Consider the following 21,447-nt stretch of genomic DNA (forward strand, 5'->3'; position numbering starts at 1 on the left):
TACGTATGCAGAAACACCCGATGATTGAGCAGCTCATTGAAGCTCATCTTAGTTTTTTAGATCATGAGTTTTCGCAAGCAAGTACCGTACAAAATGAATTCATCCTATTTTATCACTGGTTTAGAAAACAAACTTTACAGCAACTGTGGAGCTTTGAAGACATCAATGCGCTTTTGCAAAAACAAATCCTAGCCACACCTGCAACCGATCATCTAATCTCACAAATTGCTGAGCACATCAAGTTTGCTTTAATACATCCCATCAATGCATCAACAAAAATTGCCGATGTGATTCCTGTACTCACCATCGATAAAATTGCGCAGTATGTCGCGAGTAAAAGTGGGCATCGTCAGCGTCTAATTAAAACTGTAGTAAATAACCCAGCTTTTTCAGCCATGATTACCCAGCTGATTCAGCACTCGATTCAAGACTATTTGAACAACTCAGTGATGACTAAACGTGTGCCGGGTGTCTCTAGTTTTATGAAAATGGGCAAGTCGGTACTGGAAACCGTCACAGACTCAAACCTAAATGACACTATTGGGCATTATTTAAAAAAGAACATCTTAAAACTCAGTCAAATGAGTGAACAAGTGTTAAATCAAAACTTTAATGATGAAAAGCTATATCACTTTCAAGCCAATCTTTGGCACAAAATCAAAGATATGCCTTTATCAGTTTTGAAAAATTATATTGAAGTACAGGACTTGCCTCAAACTGTCACTATGGGGCACGAAATTTGGGAGCATATGCGTCAAACAGACTATCTGCAGCAACAGGTGCATGATGGTGTTTACGCTTGGTACATTCGCAACCAAGAACGGCCTTTTGATTTACTACTACGCGACTTAAATATCGACGAAGCCTTAGTCCAAAATCAACTTCAAGATTTGTTGAATCCTATTATTCAAGAGCTCATCCAATCACATTACTTACGTGATCGAGCACGTTATTATTTAGAACAGTTTTATTATTCTGATCAAGCACAAGCGATTTTAAAGCCATAAAAAAAGCCGCATTATGCGGCTTTTTTCTTTCATAATTTAGAATGCATACTTCAAGCTCGCATAATAAGCTCGACCCGGTTCGTTGTAGGTTTGGTTCAAGTCATTATTACGAACAAGTTGCTCATCAAATAAATTACTCACACCTAAACGACCGCTAAATTGATCTGTAAATTTGTATCCAACATTAATCCCTGCGATACCATAGCTTGGCACACTTTTCGTGTTCATCGTTGTATTACGAGTTTCAGCAAATTGACGTGGTTTTTGGCGACCATATTGGGTATAAACGAAATTCACATCAAATTGATCTGTAATATCATAGTTGAAAATCGAATTAATCGTGTAATTAGGTACAACTGACAAAGGATTTCCAGTGGTTTTATTCACTGAATCCATCATATAAGTAAAGTTGTTTGTCCAATTAATATTACCAAAATCTAAGCTAACACTTCCTTCTAGACCTTGAATTAAAGCCTTTGGAATATTGGTCCACTCTAATAAATGATATGTTGTTGAACCTACGGTTGTCGTTCCAACGACTTCGTCACCTGATGTGATTTTGTTTTTATAATCATTACGGAACCACGTTAAGCTTGCATTCACAATATCTTTTTCAAACTGGATACCCACTTCCTTGTTAATAGAAGTCTCAGGTTTTAAGTCTGCATTTCCAACTAAATAGCAACTTCCCGAAGCCGTTGCTGTGGTGTCAGGACAACCGTTCCCGCGTGTAAAGAGTAAGTAGCCTTCTGCATTTTGATACATATTTGGCGCTTTATACGCTCTTGCTATACCACCTTTTAAAGTGAAGTAATCTCCAAGTTTTTGGGTAATGTTTAAACTTGGACTCCAGTTTGACCCAGACTTACTATGATCATCAAAACGAACTCCCAAGACCAAATCTGTTGCATCAGTTACTTTAAAGTTATCTTCAATGTATGCGGAAGCAATTCGCGATTTCATGTGAGTACGATCAGATGGCAACCGTACCAAACCAGAGGCATCTGCTTGTACTGTACTGGTTGCATCACTAAACTTATCTTCAACCCACTCTGTGCCCAAGGTGAGTGCTTGAGGAAGAAATATATCCAATGGAATATTGGTTTCAGCATTAAAACGTGTGGTATCTAGCACCGACGTTTTTTTATCAAATGAATTTGGACTTCCTTCTGGTCCACCAGCTAGTGACTCAGGAATACGCTTATTTTTAGTTTTATCAAATTGAGCCAATAATTTTGTATCACCCCATGCCCATTTTCCTTCATGGGTTAAAGCATAACTGTCTCGGTACATCGTATTAGTTTCTTTACCTAACAATCCATTGACGTACGCAATGTTGCTAAAGCTAGAATCTGGATTGGTTGCATCTGCATTACTGTTTTGAATATCACCTGTATATTCATTCCCTTGACGACCAAATGAAGTGTCAAGAGTCAAGCTTTGTTGATCATTAATCTGCCAAGCTAAACGCCCTGAGATATCTTTATTCTCAACGCCTTCTCGACCTGCTGCACGACTACCACTTTCTGTCAGTGGGTTGATATCTGCAGCATCCGCATCTGTCTTGTTATAATTTCCATATAAACGATAAGACAATACGTCCTTAATAATTGGACCACTCAAGTTAAAACTTTCTCGATGGCTTGAACCTTCTTTTGAGTTCTCAGGTTGGTTAGTAAATACCTCAACCGAACCATGAACTTCGTTTGTGACTTTTTTAGTTTTAATATTAACAACACCACCCATGGCACCTGAGCCATAACGAGCAGCCGCTGGACCACATAATACTTCAATAGATTCAATTGCATCTGCAGGCACCCAGTTTGAGTCACCGCGGGTATCACGTTCCCCTCTCCAGCCATAACGCACAGAATTTCTCGAATTCACAGGCTTACCATCAACCAAAATCAAGGTATTTTCTGGTCCCATACCGCGAATATCAATTTGGCGGTTATTACCACGCTGTCCCGTTGCACTATTGCCTGTTAAATTTACGCCAGGCATCCGACGTACATATTCAGAAATATCATTTACAACAGGTAATTTTTCTAAATCTTTATCCGTAATAATAGATGCGCCTAGAGACTGCTTAACCTGTTCCTCAGCCGTTAATACAATCGTTTGTAATTGTGTTGTATCTTTTTCTGCCCCAGTAGTTAGCGATTCATTCGCCATCGCAAATGAACTCATTGCCCCTACAACAGCCAAAGCCAAAGTTGATCTCGTCAGATTTTTACCCATAACGCATACACCCAAATACAAAAGAAGGAGAGATTGTGTAAATTTCGTAGGGCATTTTAACAAACGATAAACATATTACAATAAATATTGATAATTATTCTCAATTACATTTTAGCTTTAGATAAAATATAACCTCCTAATTTAAGGAGGTTATTTGGTAAAGTTGATTGAAATTTATTTGAAGTACGCGCCTTCTGCCTGCGTATGATCCGTCTGGTCAATCACACGACGTAACTCAGGAATGTGTTGTTGCAGAGTCGTTTCAACACCCTGTTTCAACGTGACATCAATTGCTGAACAACCTTGGCAACCACCACCGAATTTCAGTACAGCCGTTAAACCATGTTCTTCATCTTCAACAACTTCAACCAATGCACAGTTACCACCATGCCCTGCTAGACCTGGGTTAATTTCAGACTGAAGAATATACGTAATACGCTCTTCAATCGATGCATCAGGACCGACGCGTGGTACTTTCGAGTTTGGTGCACGGAAAGTTAACTGCCCACCAAAACGGTCTTTGTTGTAATCAATCACTGCATCTAATAGATATGGAATAGACGGTGTATCGATATACGCAGGAAAGTCTGGATAATCTTGACGGTAATCGGTTGGGATCACTTCTTCAGGCGCGCTATATGCCATACAACATTCAGCACGTGGTGTACCCGGATTTTCAACAAATACACGTACAGCAATGCCCGGTGTATTTTGTTTTTCTAGTAAATCACGTAAATACTCTTGTGCAGTCGGAGTAATCAATAAGTTTGGAATTTCCTCTGCAACTGCAGTGCTGCTGTTCTCAGTCGACATAACAATCATTTCCTCAAGCTGAAGTTGCTATTTTAACTGAAGATGCGGGGTAATTAAAAAAAATCAACCAAAATTGTCGGATTTATTGTGAAAGTTCATCTTTTCGCTGAATTTAATGGCATTATGACCACAAGATAGTTATATGTAGAACATCTCAGAAATGTTGGATTTACCTTTTAATCATACAGTTACGATCATTATTATTACGGTCATTATTTCTATGGTGGCATTTTCAAATCAGAACGTGATGAACCGTCTGATTTTCTGGCCTCCTGCGATGCAACGTGGACAATACGATCGTTTTATTACACATGGCTTTATTCATGCCGATGGTATGCATCTCCTATTCAACATGTTCACCCTATTTTTCTTTGGCAGCATTATTGAAAGTTTTTACCGCCAATACTTCTTTGACTTAGGTTTTGTTTTGTTTTATTTGGGTGGTTTAATTTTTGCCATTTTACCGAGTTATTTAAAACATAAGAATGATGTGCGCTGGGCAAGCCTTGGTGCGTCTGGTGCAGTCTCTGCGGTCTTGTTCGCTTATGTGTTGTTTGAACCTTGGAAGCTCATTTTTGTGTTTTTTATTCCAGTACCTGCGATTATTTTTGCAGTGTTATACGTGGCGTATAGCATCTGGTCTGGTAAAAAAGGGAACTCCAACATCAATCATAGCGCCCATCTTTGGGGAGCTGCTTATGGGGTCATCATGACCTTAATTTTAGAGCCACGTCTTATTCCGCATTTTCTGAACAAATTAACCCAGTTACCTTTTTAAAGCTGAGCCGTAGCTTGCAAATGGATTGCATCCATACGCATATAGGCTCAGTAACATTTTTTCACAGCAATGAATGCTCCTGATTTTTACAATAAACATCAGAACAACTATAAACCAAGGAAATTGCGATGAAAATAATGTCTATATTGGCAACACTGATGGTGGGCTTGAGTTTAACAGCCTGTGCGGTACACACACCTGAGGGGAGTATTGTTGTTGATCCACATGGTTCTTATTACCCCGATGGTCATGGAGACTTTTGCCCACCTGGACAAGCAAAAAAAGGGCGTTGCTAAACTTAAAAGCCTTCTATTCAGAAGGCTTTTTTATTACATATATTTTTACATAAATTTGGCATGAAATGCCAAGCAGGAATTTGATTTGGCATAGATAATGTTTACAACTGTATATAAATAGCAAATGCCAGTGAGATTTCTTGCATGTCCAATCCCTTAGATGGTCTTCAATTTCCAATTTACTCGAAAACAAAAAAAGTTAGTACCTCACGCACAGGGAAAGAGATTATTGCAGAGGCCTTAGCCAATGTTGATCATCAAACCTCTGTGGCCGCACTTACAGAAAAAAACTGGCGTAAACTCTATCCATGCTATTTTAAATCCTTAGTTGAATTTGGGATTCGCAATCAAATTGCACCGATTCAAATTGCGCAAGATGGGCTCAACAAAGCACAGAATGTGTTTGAGTTTTATCGCGATGGCCAAAAGCATCTCCTCAAAGATGTAATGTCACTTAAAACGACACCGCTACACACCATCAAACTCAAAGGTGAAAGTGATGCTGCACCTGAGTGGTCAGTGCCTTACAAAGGTACACAGCTTAAAGGGGGTGCTTTACTTGCACAAATCCAAACATGGTTAGATGCAGGTGTGATTGAACCCAGTCATGCTGAAGCACTGATTGCTTGTGTGGAACATCCTGAATGGTTTGATTTATCAGATCGCACAATGGTTTTGTTCGGTGCGGCATCTGAAGCGGGTCCACTCACATGGTTAGCCCAATGGAAAGCCAATATTGTGGCAGTTGATTTACCGAATAGCCGCGTGTGGAGCAAAATTTTAGACACCATTCAACACGGCAATGCCACGCTATATGCCCCATCAGTTGAAGCTTTGAGCGCGGAAACACCTGTGTCTGTGCTTAAAGAAAAACTTGGTGCGAACTTACTGACCCAAGTGCCTGAAATTGCACAATGGTTGGTACAAAACCCACATCAGTTAGATTTGGCCGCGATTGCGTATTTGGATGGTGAAAAGCATGTCCGTGTTTCTGTTGCAATGGATGCGATTATGCAATATGTCAGTGCGCAAAAAGCAGATACCAGTTTGATGTATATGTGTACACCTACCGATGTCTATGCAGTTCCAGAGGAAGTCATTACAGCATCTGAGCAAAAGTTCAGTGGACGCTCTAAAACTCAGCAGATGATCAGTAAAAGTATTTCAACCCTCAGCGGGCAACTGTTCTTTAAGAAAAACCTACATGACCTCGTCGAGTCGGATAATGACAAGTCTTATGGCATCACCGACTGCTTAGTCATTGAACAAGGGCCGAACTATGCATTGGCTAAACGTATTCAGCAGTGGCGTGCAACGCTTGCTCGCTCAGAAGGTCAGCGGGTCAGCATTAATATTGCACCATCAACTACAACCCACTCTGTCACCAAAAACCCATTGCTCAAAGCCGCATTTAATGGGGCAAGCTTGTTTGATGTTGAAGCCTTTAAACCTGAAACCACCAATGCAATCATGGCGGCTTTATGGATCCATGATCTGCGTAATCCTGAGTCTGTAGCCAATCCAGAGAACAAACTTGAACATCCATTAGAGCTGATGATGCATGGTGCCAATCACGGTGGCTTATGGCGTGTAGCTTATTTAGCACGTACCGCACTCCCCTTTGCGGCACTTTATGGTTTTGCCGCAGACAAGCTACCACTCAACAAAGTATTTGCTTTACTGAAAAAGTAAGACCTTGAATACCCGCTTCAAGAAAATACAGAGCTAAAAAAACGCTACCTTCGGTAGCGTTTTTTATTATTGGTTTTTACCAATCAGATTAAACAAACTGTAGGAACAACCAGAACAAACCACCTGATAAACAGATCGTTGCTGGCAAGGTAAAGATCCAAGCCGAAAGAATGGTTCTCACTGTTGCAAAGTTTAGACCTGACTTATTCGCCACCATGGTCCCTGCAACCGCAGAGTTCAATACGTGTGTGGTCGATACGGGCATACCAAAGCCATCAGCGGCTGCAATTGTGGTCATCGCCACCAATTCTGCTGACATGCCTTGACCATAAGTCATATGGTTTTTACCAATACGCTCACCTACAGTCACGACAATACGCTTCCAACCGACCATCGTACCTAGACCTAAAGCCAATGCCACAGCCACTTTCACCCATGTTGGGATATACTGTAAGAATGAATCAAGGTTACTACGATATTCTTTTACTGTCTTCTTGCCTGCTTCAGACATCGCTGGCAATTGATCCGCTTTATCCAAACGTTTGAACGCAGTCGTGCTTAAGTACATGTCATTACGTAGTGCAGAAACTTCAGCTTCAGGAATATCTTTAAGATCTCCGTAATGGCCAACACGCTCACCCAAATGATCTGTCAAACTGGCTAAAGCAGGTACAACTTCTGGAGTCATTTCTTTGGTTTGAATATATTGCGTGATCACCGTACGGGCTTTTTCATCTGCAATATCGTTATGATTCGGATAAATCACAGCTGCAGTTTGATCTGAAAGTTGAGCAAATGACTGAATGTGCTGTGAATCTAAATTCTTATTTAAAGAATAAGCCAAAGGCACAATACCAATCAAAATCAGCATGATTAGACCCATACCTTTTTGACCGTCATTTGAACCGTGCGCAAAACTTACACCTGTGCAAGTAAAAATCAAAATGGCACGAATCAGTGGAGGTGGTGGTTTGTTGCCTTCAGGTGGTTGGAACAGTTCCAGTTGTTTCTTAAAGATTTTTTTCACCAATAAGAACAACACTGCTGCAAAAGCAAAACCGATCATAGGTGAAAACAGTAAAGCTTTACCGACTTTAATCACCTGATCCATATCTACACCCGAAGCACCGCTACCCGAATGCATCAGGTAGTTCATGATGCCCACACCCAAGATCGAACCGATCAAAGTGTGCGAACTTGATGCTGGAATACCCAAGAACCATGTGCCCAAATTCCACAAAATCGCAGCAATCAACATGGCAAACACCATGGCAAAACCTGCACCTGAGCTGACATTCATAATCAACTCAACAGGCAAAAGCGCAATAATACCGTAAGCCACTGCACCACTTGCGACCATAACCCCAAGGAAGTTACAGAAACCAGCCCACATCACCGCAACAGGTGCAGACAGTGCATTGGTATAAATGACCGTTGCAACCGCATTGGCAGTGTCGTGGAAGCCATTTACAAACTCAAAACCCAAAGCAATGAACAACGCCGTCGCTAAAAGAATTAAAGAGTAAAGATTCAGTGCAGGAACATGCGATAAGTCAGCAGAAAGCTGAAAGCCAATATAAATTAGCGTTGAAATAATGACCGTTAAAAACACCGGCATAAAAAATTTCGGTGTAGGTACGTGCACATTCGTCGACTTGACCTGTGTTACGTGCACCTGATCTTGGACGGGAGGAATATTAGAATTCATGCAGACGGCTAAAGAGGATATCAATATCCCCTATTGTTCAATTTAATTGTGACAATTATATGACAAATGCGTGTCACATGAAGCCAATTTTTTCATAATTGGCTTATTTTAGATCAGCAGTAAATCGCTTATAAGCCTTGAACGCACTGTGCTGGCTCAAAATTTAACTTTTCGGTGCGGATTACGCTGAATTATTTTCTTACATTTGGCTGTGCTGTCTGTAACAATCTGCTCCAATCAATATTTTTCATCTCTATTTCTTCTGATCTATTAACATAGCGGGTCTATATTTCACTTTCGTGAAAACTAAAGCTAAATCAGCCTTTTTTATTTGCCATATAGCCAATACCACTTGAATTAGGCATCAATCGATCTGCTTTTCTGCTAAAATATTGCACGTTTTGAAAACCTGTTTGTGAGTTTTGAATGTCTACACTTGCCACCTTAAAAGCACTTCTTGCCGAGCGCATCCTTATTATCGATGGCGCAATGGGCACCATGATTCAGCGTCACAAGCTCGAAGAAGAAGATTATCGTGGTGAACGCTTTGTAGATTGGGCTTCTGACCTCAAAGGCAACAATGACCTTTTGGTACTGACACAGCCGCAAATTATTCAAGGCATTCATGAAGCTTACCTCGATGCAGGTGCAGACATTATTGAAACCAACAGCTTCAATGGCACACGTGTTTCAATGTCAGACTATCACATGGAAGACCTTGTTCCCGAGATTAACCGTGAAGCAGCTCGTCTAGCACGTGCGGCATGTGACAAATATTCAACCCCAGACAAACCTCGCTTTGTTGCTGGTGTACTTGGTCCGACTTCACGTACTTGTTCAATTTCACCCAATGTAAATGACCCTGCCTTCCGTAACATTACCTTTGATGAACTGAAAGAAAACTATATAGAAGCTACGCATGCCTTGATCGAGGGCGGTGCAGACATTCTCTTGATTGAAACCGTGTTCGATACCTTAAACTGTAAAGCCGCAATCTTTGCGGTGAAAGAAGTGTTCAAACAACTTGGTCGTGAACTTCCTCTCATGATCTCGGGCACCATTACCGATGCATCAGGTCGTACCTTAACAGGTCAAACTGCGGAAGCGTTCTGGAACTCGGTGCGTCATGGTGACTTACTCTCAATTGGTTTTAACTGTGCCTTGGGTGCAGATGCCATGCGCCCGCATGTAAAAACCATTGCTGATGTTGCAGATACCTTTGTTTCTGCCCATCCAAACGCAGGTTTACCAAATGCCTTTGGTGAATATGATGAAACCCCAGAGCAAACTGCAGCCTTCATTAAAGAATTTGCAGAAAGTGGTTTGATCAATATTACAGGTGGTTGCTGTGGCACAACGCCTGATCATATTCGTGCCATTTACAATGCTGTTAAAGACATTCAACCACGTCACATTCCAGAAACCAGACCTGCATGTCGTCTCAGTGGTTTAGAACCATTTAACATTACTGCAGATTCATTGTTTGTGAACGTCGGTGAACGGACCAACGTCACGGGTTCAAAAAAATTCCTACGCTTAATCCGTGAAGAAAAATTTGCTGAAGCCCTAGAGGTTGCCCAGCAACAGGTTGAAGCAGGCGCACAAATCATCGACATTAACATGGATGAAGGGATGCTCGATTCGCAAAATGCGATGGTGCATTTCCTGAATCTGGTTGCATCTGAGCCTGATATTTCTCGTGTGCCAATCATGATTGACTCATCAAAATGGGAAATCATTGAAGCTGGTTTGAAATGCGTACAAGGTAAGCCAGTCGTCAACTCGATTTCCTTAAAAGAAGGTTATGACGAGTTTGTCGAAAAAGCGCGTTTATGCCGTCAGTACGGTGCTGCGATCATTGTTATGGCCTTTGATGAAACAGGTCAGGCAGATACCGCAAAACGCAAGCGTGAAATCTGTAAACGTTCTTATGATGTTTTAGTCAATGATGTTGGCTTCCCTGCCGAAGATATTATTTTTGACCCGAACGTGTTTGCCGTGGCAACAGGGATCGAAGAACACAACAACTATGGCGTCGATTTTATTGAAGCTACAGGTTGGATCAAACAGAACTTACCGCATGCCATGATCTCAGGTGGTGTATCCAACGTATCGTTCTCATTCCGTGGTAATGAGCCTGTACGTGAAGCGATTCACTCTGTGTTCCTTTACTATGCCATTAAACAAGGCATGACTATGGGTATCGTAAACGCTGGTCAAATGGCGATTTATGATGATATTCCAAAAGAACTGAAAGATGCGGTTGAAGATGTTGTTCTGAATCAAAACCAAGGTGAATCAGGCCAAAACGCCACAGAAAAATTGCTTGAAGTGGCAGAAAAATTCCGTGGTCATAGTGGCGCGCAGCGCGAAGCTGAAAACCTAGAATGGCGTAATGAATCCGTTGAAAAGCGTCTTGAGTATGCACTGGTTAAAGGCATCACCACTTATATTGATGAAGATACTGAAGAAGCCCGTTTAAAAGCCAAACGTCCACTCGATGTGATTGAAGGCGCATTGATGGATGGCATGAACGTGGTCGGCGACCTGTTCGGTTCGGGCAAAATGTTCCTGCCGCAAGTGGTGAAATCTGCGCGTGTGATGAAGCAAGCCGTAGCGTGGTTAAACCCGTACATCGAAGCTGAAAAAACCGGTAGCCAGTCTAAAGGTAAAGTCCTGATGGCGACCGTAAAAGGCGATGTACACGATATTGGTAAAAACATCGTGGGCGTAGTCTTGGGCTGTAATGGTTATGACATTGTTGACCTTGGCGTGATGGTGCCTGCGGAAAAAATCCTACAAACTGCGATTGATGAGAAATGTGACATCATTGGTTTGTCGGGTTTGATCACTCCATCTTTAGATGAAATGGTGTTTGTTGCCAAAGAAATGCAGCGTAAAGGCTTCAACATTCCATTGTTGATTGGTGGTGCGACCACATCTAAAGCGCATACCGCAGTGAAAATTGACCCGCAATATTCCAATGATGCGGTGATTTATGTGGCTGATGCATCGCGTGCGGTAGGTGTAGCAACCACTCTGCTGTCTAAAGAAATGCGTGGCAACTTTATTGCAGAACAGCGTGCTGAATATGCCAAAATTCGTGAGCGTTTAGCCAACAAGCAACCGAAAGCTGCGAAACTGAGCTATACAGAATCGGTTGAAAATGGCTTTAAAGTCGATGTGAATTATGTACCGCCAATTCCAAATACAATGGGTACACACGTCCTCACCAACTACCCACTTGCAACATTGGTGGAATATTTTGACTGGACACCGTTCTTTATTTCTTGGAGCTTGGCAGGTAAATTCCCGAAAATCTTAGAAGATAAGATTGTCGGTGAAGCTGCAACGGATCTGTATAATCAAGCGCAAGCCATGCTCAAAGATGTGATCGAGAATAATCGTTTCGATGCGCGTGCTGTATTTGGTCTATACCCTGCACAACGTACAGGTGCGGATACAGTCAGCGTGTTTGATGAATCTGGTCAGAATGTCACGCATACTTTTGAACACTTGCGTCAGCAATCGGACAAAGTCACAGGCAAGCCGAATTTATCTTTAGCAGACTTTATTAGCACCTCGAAAGACAATACGGATTACCTCGGTGGGTTCACCGTATCAATCTTCGGTGCGGAAGAGTTGGCAAACGAATATAAAGCCAAAGGTGATGACTACTCTGCGATCTTGGTTCAGTCATTGGCAGACCGTTTTGCTGAAGCTTTTGCCGAGCACTTACACGAGCGTATTCGTAAAGAGTTCTGGGGCTATAAAGCCGATGAGACTTTGGGCAATGAAGAATTGATCAAAGAGAAGTATGTCGGTATTCGTCCTGCTCCTGGTTACCCTGCTTGCCCTGAACATTCTGAAAAAGCAGTATTGTTTGACTGGTTAGGTTCGGAAGCGAAGATTGGTACCAAGTTGACTGAACACTTTGCAATGATGCCGCCTTCTTCTGTAAGTGGTTTCTATTACTCGCACCCTGAAAGTGAATACTTTAATGTGGGCAAGATTTCTCAAGATCAGCTTGAGGATTATGCACAGCGTAAAGGTTGGACACTAGATGAAGCGAAGCGTTGGTTAGCACCGAATTTAGATGATTCGATTGTTTAATTTAGAATAAAAAAATCTCCCCTAACCCCTCTTTTTCAAAGAGGGGGAATGTCATGTGATTCAATTTGTTACGTGACAGCTCCTCCCTTTTCAAAGGGAGGTTGGGAGGGATTTATACTTTACAATTTTAGCCTGAATATTGCCCACTCTAACTTTCATTTTACATGACCATATTTTTTTATTTTTAATAGGTTCTGGATACTTTAATCTACTAACTATTTTTATTTTTTCTAATGTATTCAATTGACCCAATAATATTTTTTTACGCCTTAAAAACCCAGTCAAGCCGTTCATCCCTGATCCTAAAAATGCTATATTTAAATACGCAGTCCCAATAATCTTATTATTAAACTCATATGTAATTAAAACTGCTAATAGCTGTTCTCTTAATTTACGAAATAAAGTCCTTTCATATCTTCCCGTAATAACTCTTACAAATTGCTGAGCTACAGTGCTTGCTCCTTGAAATTCTTTCTTCACATGCGTAAAGTAAATTGCCCTAAGCATAGCGTAATGATCAATACCGTAATGAAAATCAGATCTATGGTCTTCTGCTAAATACAAGACCTCAATTATTTCATCGTCTAATGCTATATTTAAGTTTTCTAAATAATTACAACATTTCGAAAAATCATTATTTAAATTATCTAAATTAAAAAATATAAAAACTTTACCTAACATATAAAATGGAATTGTGAAGAAAAAGTATAAAGTTTTCATACTTTTTCTCGAACTTCAGGAATAAACTTTTGAAATGCTGTTTTGGATAGACAAACTGTTCCTCTTTGATCAGCAACCATAGAATAAAAATCCCCTTCAAACTTTGTTGCCATACGATCACTAAAAAAGAAATACTTTTTCTTCAATTCAAAACGACAATAAATAGTCGATTGTCTTTTTTCACCATATTCTGTCGCATGTATAGTCGGCAGAGTAAAACTTGAAGTGCGACATAAACCACCTAATTAATTTAAAGAGTTTATGGAGTATATAAAATTGTCATACCATCATCTTAACTTTGAAGATCGTACTGCATTAATGCTTGAGTCAAGAAAAGAAGGCTTTTCAGCCAGAAAATTTGCTGAACTCATTAAAAGACATCCTAGTACGATCTATCGTGAGCTTAAAAGAAATAGCATCAATGACGTTTATCAAGCTCAATATGCTTCTGATAACACCTTCGCTAGACGTAGACGTGGTCACATAAAACTCAAAATCGATTCAATCCTCTGGAAATTTATTGTTGAAGCGATCCGTTGTTTATGGTCTCCTCAGCAAATAGCAAAGCGTTTAAAGAGATTTCCTGATTTGGATCAAACAATGAATGTAAGCCATACAACGATTTATTCAACGATACGAGCATTACCAAAGGGTGAGCTGAAAAAAGACTTACTATCCTGTCTGCGACATGAAAATAAAAAGCGAAAAGCTAACGGTGAACCTAAAAAAGATTCTATATTACAGGATATTAAAACTATTCATGAGCGCCCAACCGAAGTTCAAGAAAGAAAAATACCGGGTCATTGGGAAGCCGATTTAATTAAAGGTAAAGACAATAAAAGTTCGATAGCAACACTTATTGAACGAAAAACACGGCTCTGTATCTTGGCAACATTACCTGATGCAAAGGCAGAATCAGTGCGCAAGGCTTTAACTGAAGCTCTGAAATATTTACCCGCAGAACTGCGTAAAACATTGACCTATGACCGTGGACGTGAGATGTCAGAACATAAAATCCTCGAAGAAGATTTAGGCATAGATGTATATTTCTGTGACCCACATTCGCCATGGCAGAAAGGCACATGCGAAAATATGAATGGTTTAATTAGGCAATATTTACCTAAAGGGATTGATTTAAACCAGGCAGATCAGCATTATTTAAATCAAGTTGCCATGTCACTGAATACTCGCCCTAGAAAAGCGTTAGATTGGCTTACACCATTAGAGAAATTTGCTCAGCTTGTTGATTATCATAAGGCTTTTGAAACTGTCGCACCTCATGTTTGAATTCGCCGTCAATATATCTGGACCAAAGATATTCTTTTGAATTGAACCTTCTATGCTAGCTCGTGCTCTATGCTTACCTGTATATTCTAAAATATGTCTCAAATGTGTTTTTCGTTTTCCATAACTTGAATCTTCGTAAATTTTTTCAGAAGCGCCTCTTATATTATTTCCTTCTAGCCGTAAAAATAAATTATGCTGTAATTCCATTTTCTCATAAGGTCTATATACAGTTGTATTTGTTACTGATTTTAAAAACCACTGACCCGAAAAGTCTGGTAGCCCAAAAACTCTTTCTCGAATCCAGAAAAAAACTATTGCAATAATTATAGCAGCGAGAGTAGCCTCCCAAACATCTCCTAATGCAAAATCTTCAAAGATAAAATCAAAAGCCCAAGGTATATTCATATACTTCCCATATCAAATAGTAAAGCACTAAAGCCTAGAATAAATTTTAAGTTCTATTAGGGCTTGTTGAGAATTAACAAAGGCTACTGATTAATTTATAATAGTACTATGGATAGATACATACTTACTGATGCCCAATGGGCAAAAATGGAACCTTTTTGCCTAGGTAAAGTGACCGATCGAGGTCGTAGTGGAAAAGATAATCGATTATTTTTAGAAGCAGTCCTATGGATTGCCCGTACAGGCAGTCCATGGCGTGATCTACCTCCTCATTTTGGTAAATGGAATACCGTCTTTAAAAGATACCGTGATTGGGTGAAAGCTGGTGTATTTGAAACTATTTTTGCATCTGTAAATGAAGATGTTGATTTGGAATACGCCATGATTGATGGAACGATTGTTAAAGTTCATCGACATGGGCAAGGTGCAAAAGGGGGACTTTCAAACAGTCTATAGGTAAATCTCGAGGTGGAATGACCTGTAAAATTCTTGCCTTAGTGGATAGTCTAGGCAACCTTATTAAATTTCGATTAATGCCTGGTCAATATCACGATTTAGTAGAAACCAAACCTTTAATTGAAGATGTTGATTTTCAAGCATTACTGGCTGATAAAGCATTTGATGCAGATTGGCTCATCCAAGAACTCAATGAACGTAAAGTGAAAGTGGTGATCCCACCTAAATCTAATCGAAAAGTAATGAGAGCATTTGATACGATTATGTATAAATGGCGTCATCTCATTGAAAACTATTTCTGTAAGTTAAAAGAATTTAAACGTATAGCGATGCGTAGTTGTAAAACAGATACGAGTTTTGAAGCCATGATTCAATTGTGCGCGAGTTTAATTAACTCTCGGTAATTCTCAACAGACCCTAGCTCCTTTTAAAAAGGAGGGAGTAACATGAATCCACTACCATCATAAAATTCACGGAAAGTCACCCTTTCTTAAAGAGGGATTTAGGGGGATTCTAATTTAATAAGTTCTAATCTTTGCTCAACAACACAATAAATCTTCTCAACCACCCCATCAATCTCAGTCAAAATCTGCCTATTATCAAACCTCAGCATGTTCAACCCCAACTGCGCCAAAGCTTGATCCCTCGCCCGATCAGCCTCCAACCCTTCTGCTGTGTAATGCTGCCCACTATCCCACTCAATCACCAAATTTGCAGCAGGACAATAAAAATCCACGATGAAGTTGAGAATTGGTTTTTGCCGATAAAACTGTAGTCCTAAAATCTGTTTACGCCTTAACTTCCGCCATAACAGTTGTTCCGCATCGGTCATATTATTACGTAAATCATGCGATGGAAGTTTTAACTTCTTGTTATAAGGTTTCATTACAACTCACTTGGTTTTTATATCTTCTTTTAAGAACCTTGGCATAATATCTGCCAGAGAATAACAATACACGAAACATCATCATGAACAGTACTCAACTCATTCTAGGTGTTATCTTTAGCTCAATTGGCTTAGGCTATTTTTTGTATGGAAAAAAGCAAAAAATGACCGTACCTTTAACTGTAGGTCTAGTTTTAATGATCTTCCCTTACTTTATTGAAAGTAATGCATTGCTAGGTGGTATCGGCTTACTTTTATCTGCTATTCCCTACTTTTTACGCTTTTAATTCCACTAAAAATTAAGCTGTTCTAATTGAATCTCCACCACATTCCAGTGATGCATCATCTCCCGCAGTACCATAAAGTAAACCAAACTAGAAAGACAGTTATCGGCTACCTTCGACACATAGTATTCCCTAAGCTCAACAAAGGTATTAAAAGCACTTTCAAGCTGCACACGATCAATTTGCTGCTGATCTGGAAAAAATAATGTTAAAACCTTTTGGAATAACGCATCTGAAGTCGCAGCAGTCTTGGGTTGGGCATACTTCATCTGAACGGATTCTAACAGCTCCTCAATCACATAAATCATCGACTCAATAGCAAGCTCATCCAACAGCCCATGACGCATACTGTTTGACTGTATATAGCTTAAACCTTGATCTAGCTGTATATTCTGTCCATCCATTTCAAATGAAAGTTGGTCTAGGCCTAATGAAAACTTGAGAAGACTATTCAGATTAGTCATCGCTTCAAAACTCCAAAGTCAAAACACACATACCCAATGCATTTACATAACGATAATCACCCTACCGAAATGCAATCGCGCTATCTTCGTTTGATAAGATAGCGCGATTAAGACTGAAGGTCAGCCGTATTCCGTTAGTCTGCTTGCGTCTTTGGTAAAAAGAAAGTTGCCAAACCGAGTAAAGGCAATAACGAACACACGCCAAACACCCATTCAATGCCTTTGACGTCAGCCAAATATCCTAAGCCTGCTGCGGCGATGCCACTCACACCGAACATTAAACCAAACATCAAACCTGCAATCATGCCAACCCGTCCTGGTACGGCTTCTTGTGCATAAACCACCATGGCTGCAAAGGCAGAGGACAGTACTAAACCTGTGATAATCGACAGTACAGTCGTCCAAAATAGATTGGCATGCGGCATCATCAACGCAAACGGTGCCATGCCAACAAAAGACACCCAAATCACTGCTTTACGCCCAATTCGGTCTCCAATCGGCCCACCAGCAAATGTACCCAGAGCCACCGCAGCCAAAAAGGCAAAGAGATGTAACTGCGCACTTTGCAAACTGAGGTGAAACTTGTGCATTAAATAAAAAGTGAAATAGTTACTGATGCTGGCGATGTAAGTAAATTTGGCAAACATCAACACGCAAATGGTCGACAGCGCGATGACGAGTTGACGCCCATGCAGTTTGCTTTGCACTTGATGCGCTTTGGCAGCCAATTGTTTTTTACTGTGACTGATGCTCCAACGACTGACACCAAACAACACCCAAATCGCAAGTAAGGCAAATACAATCAACCATGCCACGGCATGCTGCCCAAAAGGCACAATAATCAGCGCTGCCAATAAAGGCCCAATCGCGGTGCCCGTATTGCCACCGACCTGAAAGGTCGATTGTGCTGTGCCAAAGCGCCCGCCCGAAGCCATTCGCGCCACGCGAGAGGCCTCAGGGTGAAAAGTCGAAGATCCCACACCAATCAATGCCGAGGCCATGAGCAGTACAATAAAATTCGGCGAAAAAGCCAAAAGCAAAATACCGCTAAAAGTCACCACCATCCCCAGTGGCAGTAAATAAGGTTTGGGATGTTTGTCGGCATAGAGTCCAATCCAAGGTTGCAGTAACGATGCCGTAATTTGATACACCAATGAAATCAGTCCCACTTGCGCAAAGCTTAAGGAAAAATTGGTTTTCAGCATCGGATAAATGGCTGGCAAAACGGCTTGAATCAAGTCATTGAGCAGATGCGCAACCGCCACAGCCCCCACAATTTTAATGATCATGCCTTGCGGTTGCTCATTGATCGTAGCCTCACCCATACCCTCTTTCATTTGAATTGAAGACGACATACCTCGCAAACTCCATGTATTTTTTCATCAGGCATTGATTGTAAAATGTCATTCATAAGACTATCTTCCAATAATCATTGTATAACCGACAATTTTAAACCACACATGCCAAACTCTCTGATTCAAACCGAAATGTCCGAATTGGTGATTGGACTCTCTTCTGAGCATACCTATCGGGAGATCACTCCTGCGCATACCCATTCGCGGGCGCAGTTTCTATATGCTTCGACCGGGATGATTCAAGTATTCACCCCGAACCATGTTTGGATCGTGCCACCGATGTGTGCACTATGGATTCCGACCCATGTTGAGCACAGTGTGATTTCATTAAGTCGAGTTAAACTCAATACCGCGTTGGTTCAGGCCGATGCAGCTGCACTGCTGGGGCAACATTGTTTTATTATTCAGGTCAGCAAGTTATTGCATGAACTGCTCATTCGGCTCAATGCGATTGAACACATTCCACCTTCCGAGCTGATCAGCTCAGATGAATTGTCTCGATCTCTACAGATTTTAATTTTTGATGAAATTCATAAGGCCAATCTGTTGCCGATTCAGATTCCATGGCCGCAAGATCGACGCTTAATGAATATTTGCCAAGCGCTTTTAAGTACGCCCGATCAGTTAAAAGATTTAAGCACATGGGCAGATGAAATTGGCACCAGTTCCAGAACCTTGATGCGCATGTTTCAAAAGGAAACGGGGCTGTCTTATCGCGCATGGGTTCAGCAAATGCATATTGCCCATGCCTTAAGTAAAATTGCCAGTGGTGAATCTGTTTCGCAGATTGCAAGATCTCTTGGTTATAGCAATCCGAGTGCATTTAGTACCATGTTTAAACGTCATTTGGGACAGACCCCGCAGCAGTTTAAATATAAAGATGAATAAAATGACACCCTCCCCTACGCACTCAGGCGATCGACAAATAAAATCCCATTTAGATGATCGATTTCATGTTGCACAATGCGTGCAGGAAAACCTTCAAAAGTACTTTCCATTACCTCACCAGTCAAAGTGTGATACAGCACCTTAATACTTTGCGCACGCTGTACCTGACCGCGTTCATTCGGCACACTTAAACAGCCTTCTTCACCTAAGGTCGTTGCTTGCGAAAACTCTAAAATTTCAGGATTAACCATGACCACGGCGTCCATTTCTGGCGCATCGGGATAGCGTAAATTTGGCCGTGAAGCCACAATAATGACCCGCTTTGAAATATAGACTTGTGGTGCAGCAATGCCTACACCGCTCCGCTCTAACATGGTCGCAATCATGGTAGAAGCCAACTGCATGAGCCAGTCGCTATTAAATTCTGCATCTGCGACGCGAGCGGCTTTGAGTCTTAAAATATCTTCACCACGTTGTGCAACAGGTAAAATGACACTCATACACAAATCCTAATTTTTATACCTATTTATTCTTTTTATATCATAAGCTTTTTATCTCGCCTGCGTTATATATTTACGTTGACCGTCAAATCAACGATGTTGATTCATGTATAATTTTTAGTTCAGCTCCAGTAAAGAAAGATTGATTATTCATTCAAAAAAGACTTCTTTAAAATCAAATATAAACCTTTATTCAGCTTTGGAAATATACGCATGGATGCAACACCACGTTTGACCAGAGAAGACAAACGTACCCTTGGGCTGTCATCACTCGGTGGTGCACTTGAGTTCTATGACTTTGTTATTTATGTTTTTTACGCCAAAATTATTTCAGAGTTGTTCTTTCCCGCAGGGCTCAGCCCATTTTGGGCCATGCTGAATACTTACGGTATTTTTGCCGCAGGTTACTTCTTCCGCCCACTTGGCGGTGTAGTCATGGCGCACTTTGGCGACCTCATTGGTCGTAAGCGACTCTTTAGTTTGTCTATTTTGCTCATGGCTTTACCTACCCTCATGATCGGGGTTATGCCGACCTTTGAAACGATTGGTTATGCTGCACCGCTGCTCTTACTTCTTATGCGAGTGGTACAAGGCATTGCAATTGGTGGAGAAATTCCAGCGGCATGGACATTTGTTTCCGAACATGTCCCCTCTGAAAAAATTGGTTTTGCCAATGGCTTACTTACGGCTGGTTTGTCACTCGGCATCTTGCTCGGTGCTTTAATGTCACTATTCATTTCTCTTCAGTTTAGTGAAGCAGCTATACATGATTGGGCATGGCGCATTCCCTTTATTGTGGGCGGTATTTTTGGCTTAGTGGCCTTGTATTTACGCAGTTATTTGAAAGAAACCCCAGTATTCAAAGCCATGCAAGCACGTAAAGAGCTTTCTAAAGAAATGCCGGTGAAACAAGTCTTAGCCCGTCATAAAACCGCCGTGGTGATTGGTATGCTCTTGACTTGGTTCTTAACTGCTTGTGTGGTGGTACTGATTTTAGCCATGCCAAACTTACTGACAGGTGCCTTTGGATTTGAACGTAGCGATGCTTTTCAAATGCAAAGTGCTGCGATCATCATGCAAATGCTGGGATGCATACTCGCTGGAATATTGGCTGATCGTTTTGGTGCAGCCAAGGTCTTGATTTTTGGCTCGCTCGGTGTCGCCGCTATCGCAACCATTTTCTATCACAGTTTAGGTGCGGTCAGTCCAACTACTGTGTTTGCACTGTATATGCTTTTGGGATTCTTTTCAGGCACGGTAGGGCTTGTGTCCTATAGCATGGTCAAAATGTTCCCTGCTCCGATCCGCTTTTCGGGCATTTCGTTTTCCTACAATGTCGCCTATGCCATTGCAGGAGGCATCACACTGCCTTTGGTTCAATGGCTCAGTCTCTATAGCAACATTGGCGCGATGTATTATATTTGGCTGGTCTGTTTGGTTTGCTTCTTCACAGCTTTGGTTTATCGAACTCAGTTTGAAACCAAGCCATAAAATGATAAAACCCTTCAATCGAAGGGTTTCTTTTTATGCAACATACTTTGAAAACATGAGGTC

The 21,447-nt window shown here is 41.0% G+C and carries 18 protein-coding genes and 1 pseudogene; 10 read left to right on the forward strand and 9 right to left on the reverse strand.

Features of this window, described 5'->3' with window-relative positions:
* The first annotated feature begins 5 nt into the window (after positions 1-5).
* Positions 6-1,007, forward strand: a complete 1,002-nt coding sequence (locus AC4CU2_RS11745) for a hypothetical protein (RefSeq protein WP_490768861.1) — start codon at positions 6-8, stop codon at positions 1,005-1,007.
* A gap of 36 nt (positions 1,008-1,043) precedes the next feature.
* Here AC4CU2_RS11745 and AC4CU2_RS11750 read toward each other — a convergent pair whose 3' ends face one another.
* Positions 1,044-3,248, reverse strand: a complete 2,205-nt coding sequence (locus tag AC4CU2_RS11750) for a FepA family TonB-dependent siderophore receptor (RefSeq protein ID WP_490768862.1) — start codon at positions 3,246-3,248, stop codon at positions 1,044-1,046.
* Between the two features lie 174 nt (positions 3,249-3,422).
* Positions 3,423-4,061, reverse strand: a complete 639-nt coding sequence (gene nfuA, locus AC4CU2_RS11755; RefSeq protein WP_004981041.1) for a Fe-S biogenesis protein NfuA — start codon at positions 4,059-4,061, stop codon at positions 3,423-3,425.
* A 160-nt stretch (positions 4,062-4,221) separates the two neighbouring features.
* On the opposite strand from nfuA, the gene AC4CU2_RS11760 reads away from it, so the two are divergent.
* The 3 genes from AC4CU2_RS11760 (at position 4,222) to AC4CU2_RS11770 (ending at position 6,827) form a co-directional block, all read left to right on the forward strand.
* Positions 4,222-4,839: a rhomboid family intramembrane serine protease gene (locus AC4CU2_RS11760; protein ID WP_234951415.1), complete on the forward strand. Its 618-nt coding sequence runs from the start codon at positions 4,222-4,224 to the stop codon at positions 4,837-4,839.
* Between the two features lie 128 nt (positions 4,840-4,967).
* The gene (locus tag AC4CU2_RS11765) at positions 4,968-5,135 is read left to right on the forward strand and encodes a hypothetical protein (RefSeq protein ID WP_336955340.1); all 168 of its coding nucleotides are present in this window, start codon (positions 4,968-4,970) and stop codon (positions 5,133-5,135) included.
* A 144-nt stretch (positions 5,136-5,279) separates the two neighbouring features.
* Entirely contained in the window at positions 5,280-6,827 is a 1,548-nt protein-coding gene (locus AC4CU2_RS11770; RefSeq protein ID WP_490768863.1) for a hypothetical protein, read from the forward strand.
* Positions 6,828-6,915: 88 nt separating this feature from the next.
* Here AC4CU2_RS11770 and AC4CU2_RS11775 read toward each other — a convergent pair whose 3' ends face one another.
* Positions 6,916-8,535 carry an inorganic phosphate transporter gene (locus AC4CU2_RS11775; RefSeq protein WP_005399885.1) on the reverse strand — a complete coding sequence of 540 codons (1,620 nt, stop codon included), beginning with the start codon at positions 8,533-8,535 and terminating at the stop codon, positions 6,916-6,918.
* A 426-nt stretch (positions 8,536-8,961) separates the two neighbouring features.
* On the opposite strand from AC4CU2_RS11775, the gene metH reads away from it, so the two are divergent.
* Positions 8,962-12,648 carry a methionine synthase gene (gene metH, locus AC4CU2_RS11780; RefSeq protein WP_490768864.1) on the forward strand — a complete coding sequence of 1,229 codons (3,687 nt, stop codon included), beginning with the start codon at positions 8,962-8,964 and terminating at the stop codon, positions 12,646-12,648.
* A 90-nt stretch (positions 12,649-12,738) separates the two neighbouring features.
* Here metH and AC4CU2_RS11785 read toward each other — a convergent pair whose 3' ends face one another.
* Positions 12,739-13,368: a transglycosylase domain-containing protein gene (locus AC4CU2_RS11785; RefSeq protein WP_490768865.1), complete on the reverse strand. Its 630-nt coding sequence runs from the start codon at positions 13,366-13,368 to the stop codon at positions 12,739-12,741.
* A gap of 261 nt (positions 13,369-13,629) precedes the next feature.
* Here AC4CU2_RS11785 and AC4CU2_RS11790 point away from each other — a divergent pair, with 261 nt between their 5' ends.
* Complete coding sequence (locus tag AC4CU2_RS11790; RefSeq protein WP_490768283.1) at positions 13,630-14,655, forward strand: IS30-like element ISAba125 family transposase; 1,026 nt, start codon at positions 13,630-13,632, stop codon at positions 14,653-14,655.
* On the opposite strand, the gene AC4CU2_RS11795 is transcribed toward AC4CU2_RS11790, so the two are convergent.
* Positions 14,590-15,060, reverse strand: coding sequence for a hypothetical protein (locus AC4CU2_RS11795; protein WP_490768866.1), 471 nt, complete (start codon positions 15,058-15,060; stop codon positions 14,590-14,592). The two genes, AC4CU2_RS11790 and AC4CU2_RS11795, sit on opposite strands and share 66 nt — an antisense overlap.
* Before the next feature lie 108 nt (positions 15,061-15,168).
* Here AC4CU2_RS11795 and AC4CU2_RS11800 point away from each other — a divergent pair.
* Positions 15,169-15,920 (forward strand): annotated as a pseudogene (locus AC4CU2_RS11800) (IS5 family transposase).
* 98 nt (positions 15,921-16,018) lie between these two features.
* On the opposite strand, the gene AC4CU2_RS11805 reads toward AC4CU2_RS11800, so the two are convergent.
* Positions 16,019-16,402, reverse strand: coding sequence for an endonuclease domain-containing protein (locus tag AC4CU2_RS11805; RefSeq protein ID WP_490768867.1), 384 nt, complete (start codon positions 16,400-16,402; stop codon positions 16,019-16,021).
* An 83-nt stretch (positions 16,403-16,485) separates the two neighbouring features.
* On the opposite strand from AC4CU2_RS11805, the gene AC4CU2_RS11810 reads away from it, so the two are divergent.
* A complete protein-coding gene (locus AC4CU2_RS11810) occupies positions 16,486-16,689 on the forward strand; it encodes an amino acid transport protein (RefSeq protein WP_490768868.1) in 204 nt (67 codons plus the stop codon).
* A 5-nt stretch (positions 16,690-16,694) separates the two neighbouring features.
* On the opposite strand, the gene AC4CU2_RS11815 is transcribed toward AC4CU2_RS11810, so the two are convergent.
* Positions 16,695-17,150 (reverse strand): hypothetical protein, encoded by a 456-nt coding sequence (locus AC4CU2_RS11815; protein ID WP_490768869.1) that lies wholly within the window; start codon positions 17,148-17,150, stop codon positions 16,695-16,697.
* Positions 17,151-17,284: 134 nt separating this feature from the next.
* Entirely contained in the window at positions 17,285-18,505 is a 1,221-nt protein-coding gene (locus AC4CU2_RS11820; protein WP_490768870.1) for an MFS transporter, read from the reverse strand.
* A gap of 105 nt (positions 18,506-18,610) precedes the next feature.
* Between AC4CU2_RS11820 and AC4CU2_RS11825 the strand changes: the two genes are divergently transcribed.
* Entirely contained in the window at positions 18,611-19,393 is a 783-nt protein-coding gene (locus AC4CU2_RS11825; RefSeq protein WP_348927686.1) for an AraC family transcriptional regulator, read from the forward strand.
* Between the two features lie 14 nt (positions 19,394-19,407).
* Here AC4CU2_RS11825 and def read toward each other — a convergent pair whose 3' ends face one another.
* Positions 19,408-19,893 carry a peptide deformylase gene (gene def, locus AC4CU2_RS11830; protein ID WP_148826469.1) on the reverse strand — a complete coding sequence of 162 codons (486 nt, stop codon included), beginning with the start codon at positions 19,891-19,893 and terminating at the stop codon, positions 19,408-19,410.
* Positions 19,894-20,106: 213 nt separating this feature from the next.
* On the opposite strand from def, the gene AC4CU2_RS11835 reads away from it, so the two are divergent.
* The gene (locus AC4CU2_RS11835) at positions 20,107-21,384 is read left to right on the forward strand and encodes an MFS transporter (protein ID WP_490768871.1); all 1,278 of its coding nucleotides are present in this window, start codon (positions 20,107-20,109) and stop codon (positions 21,382-21,384) included.
* The last annotated feature ends 63 nt before the right edge of the window (positions 21,385-21,447 follow it).

This window comes from Acinetobacter sp. 797_lipA, assembly GCF_058243025.1.

Excerpts from the sequence above, each read along its gene's own strand:
- AC4CU2_RS11745 (WP_490768861.1), top strand. The coding sequence starts at position 6 with ATGCAGAAACACCCGATGATTGAGCAGCTCATTGAAGCTCATCTTAGT.
- AC4CU2_RS11750 (WP_490768862.1), bottom strand. The coding sequence starts at position 3,248 with ATGGGTAAAAATCTGACGAGATCAACTTTGGCTTTGGCTGTTGTAGGG.
- nfuA (WP_004981041.1), bottom strand. The coding sequence starts at position 4,061 with ATGTCGACTGAGAACAGCAGCACTGCAGTTGCAGAGGAAATTCCAAAC.
- AC4CU2_RS11760 (WP_234951415.1), top strand. The coding sequence starts at position 4,222 with ATGTTGGATTTACCTTTTAATCATACAGTTACGATCATTATTATTACG.
- AC4CU2_RS11765 (WP_336955340.1), top strand. The coding sequence starts at position 4,968 with ATGAAAATAATGTCTATATTGGCAACACTGATGGTGGGCTTGAGTTTA.
- AC4CU2_RS11770 (WP_490768863.1), top strand. The coding sequence starts at position 5,280 with ATGTCCAATCCCTTAGATGGTCTTCAATTTCCAATTTACTCGAAAACA.
- AC4CU2_RS11775 (WP_005399885.1), bottom strand. The coding sequence starts at position 8,535 with ATGAATTCTAATATTCCTCCCGTCCAAGATCAGGTGCACGTAACACAG.
- metH (WP_490768864.1), top strand. The coding sequence starts at position 8,962 with ATGTCTACACTTGCCACCTTAAAAGCACTTCTTGCCGAGCGCATCCTT.
- AC4CU2_RS11785 (WP_490768865.1), bottom strand. The coding sequence starts at position 13,368 with ATGAAAACTTTATACTTTTTCTTCACAATTCCATTTTATATGTTAGGT.
- AC4CU2_RS11790 (WP_490768283.1), top strand. The coding sequence starts at position 13,630 with ATGGAGTATATAAAATTGTCATACCATCATCTTAACTTTGAAGATCGT.
- AC4CU2_RS11795 (WP_490768866.1), bottom strand. The coding sequence starts at position 15,060 with ATGAATATACCTTGGGCTTTTGATTTTATCTTTGAAGATTTTGCATTA.
- AC4CU2_RS11805 (WP_490768867.1), bottom strand. The coding sequence starts at position 16,402 with ATGAAACCTTATAACAAGAAGTTAAAACTTCCATCGCATGATTTACGT.
- AC4CU2_RS11810 (WP_490768868.1), top strand. The coding sequence starts at position 16,486 with ATGAACAGTACTCAACTCATTCTAGGTGTTATCTTTAGCTCAATTGGC.
- AC4CU2_RS11815 (WP_490768869.1), bottom strand. The coding sequence starts at position 17,150 with ATGACTAATCTGAATAGTCTTCTCAAGTTTTCATTAGGCCTAGACCAA.
- AC4CU2_RS11820 (WP_490768870.1), bottom strand. The coding sequence starts at position 18,505 with ATGTCGTCTTCAATTCAAATGAAAGAGGGTATGGGTGAGGCTACGATC.
- AC4CU2_RS11825 (WP_348927686.1), top strand. The coding sequence starts at position 18,611 with ATGCCAAACTCTCTGATTCAAACCGAAATGTCCGAATTGGTGATTGGA.
- def (WP_148826469.1), bottom strand. The coding sequence starts at position 19,893 with ATGAGTGTCATTTTACCTGTTGCACAACGTGGTGAAGATATTTTAAGA.
- AC4CU2_RS11835 (WP_490768871.1), top strand. The coding sequence starts at position 20,107 with ATGGATGCAACACCACGTTTGACCAGAGAAGACAAACGTACCCTTGGG.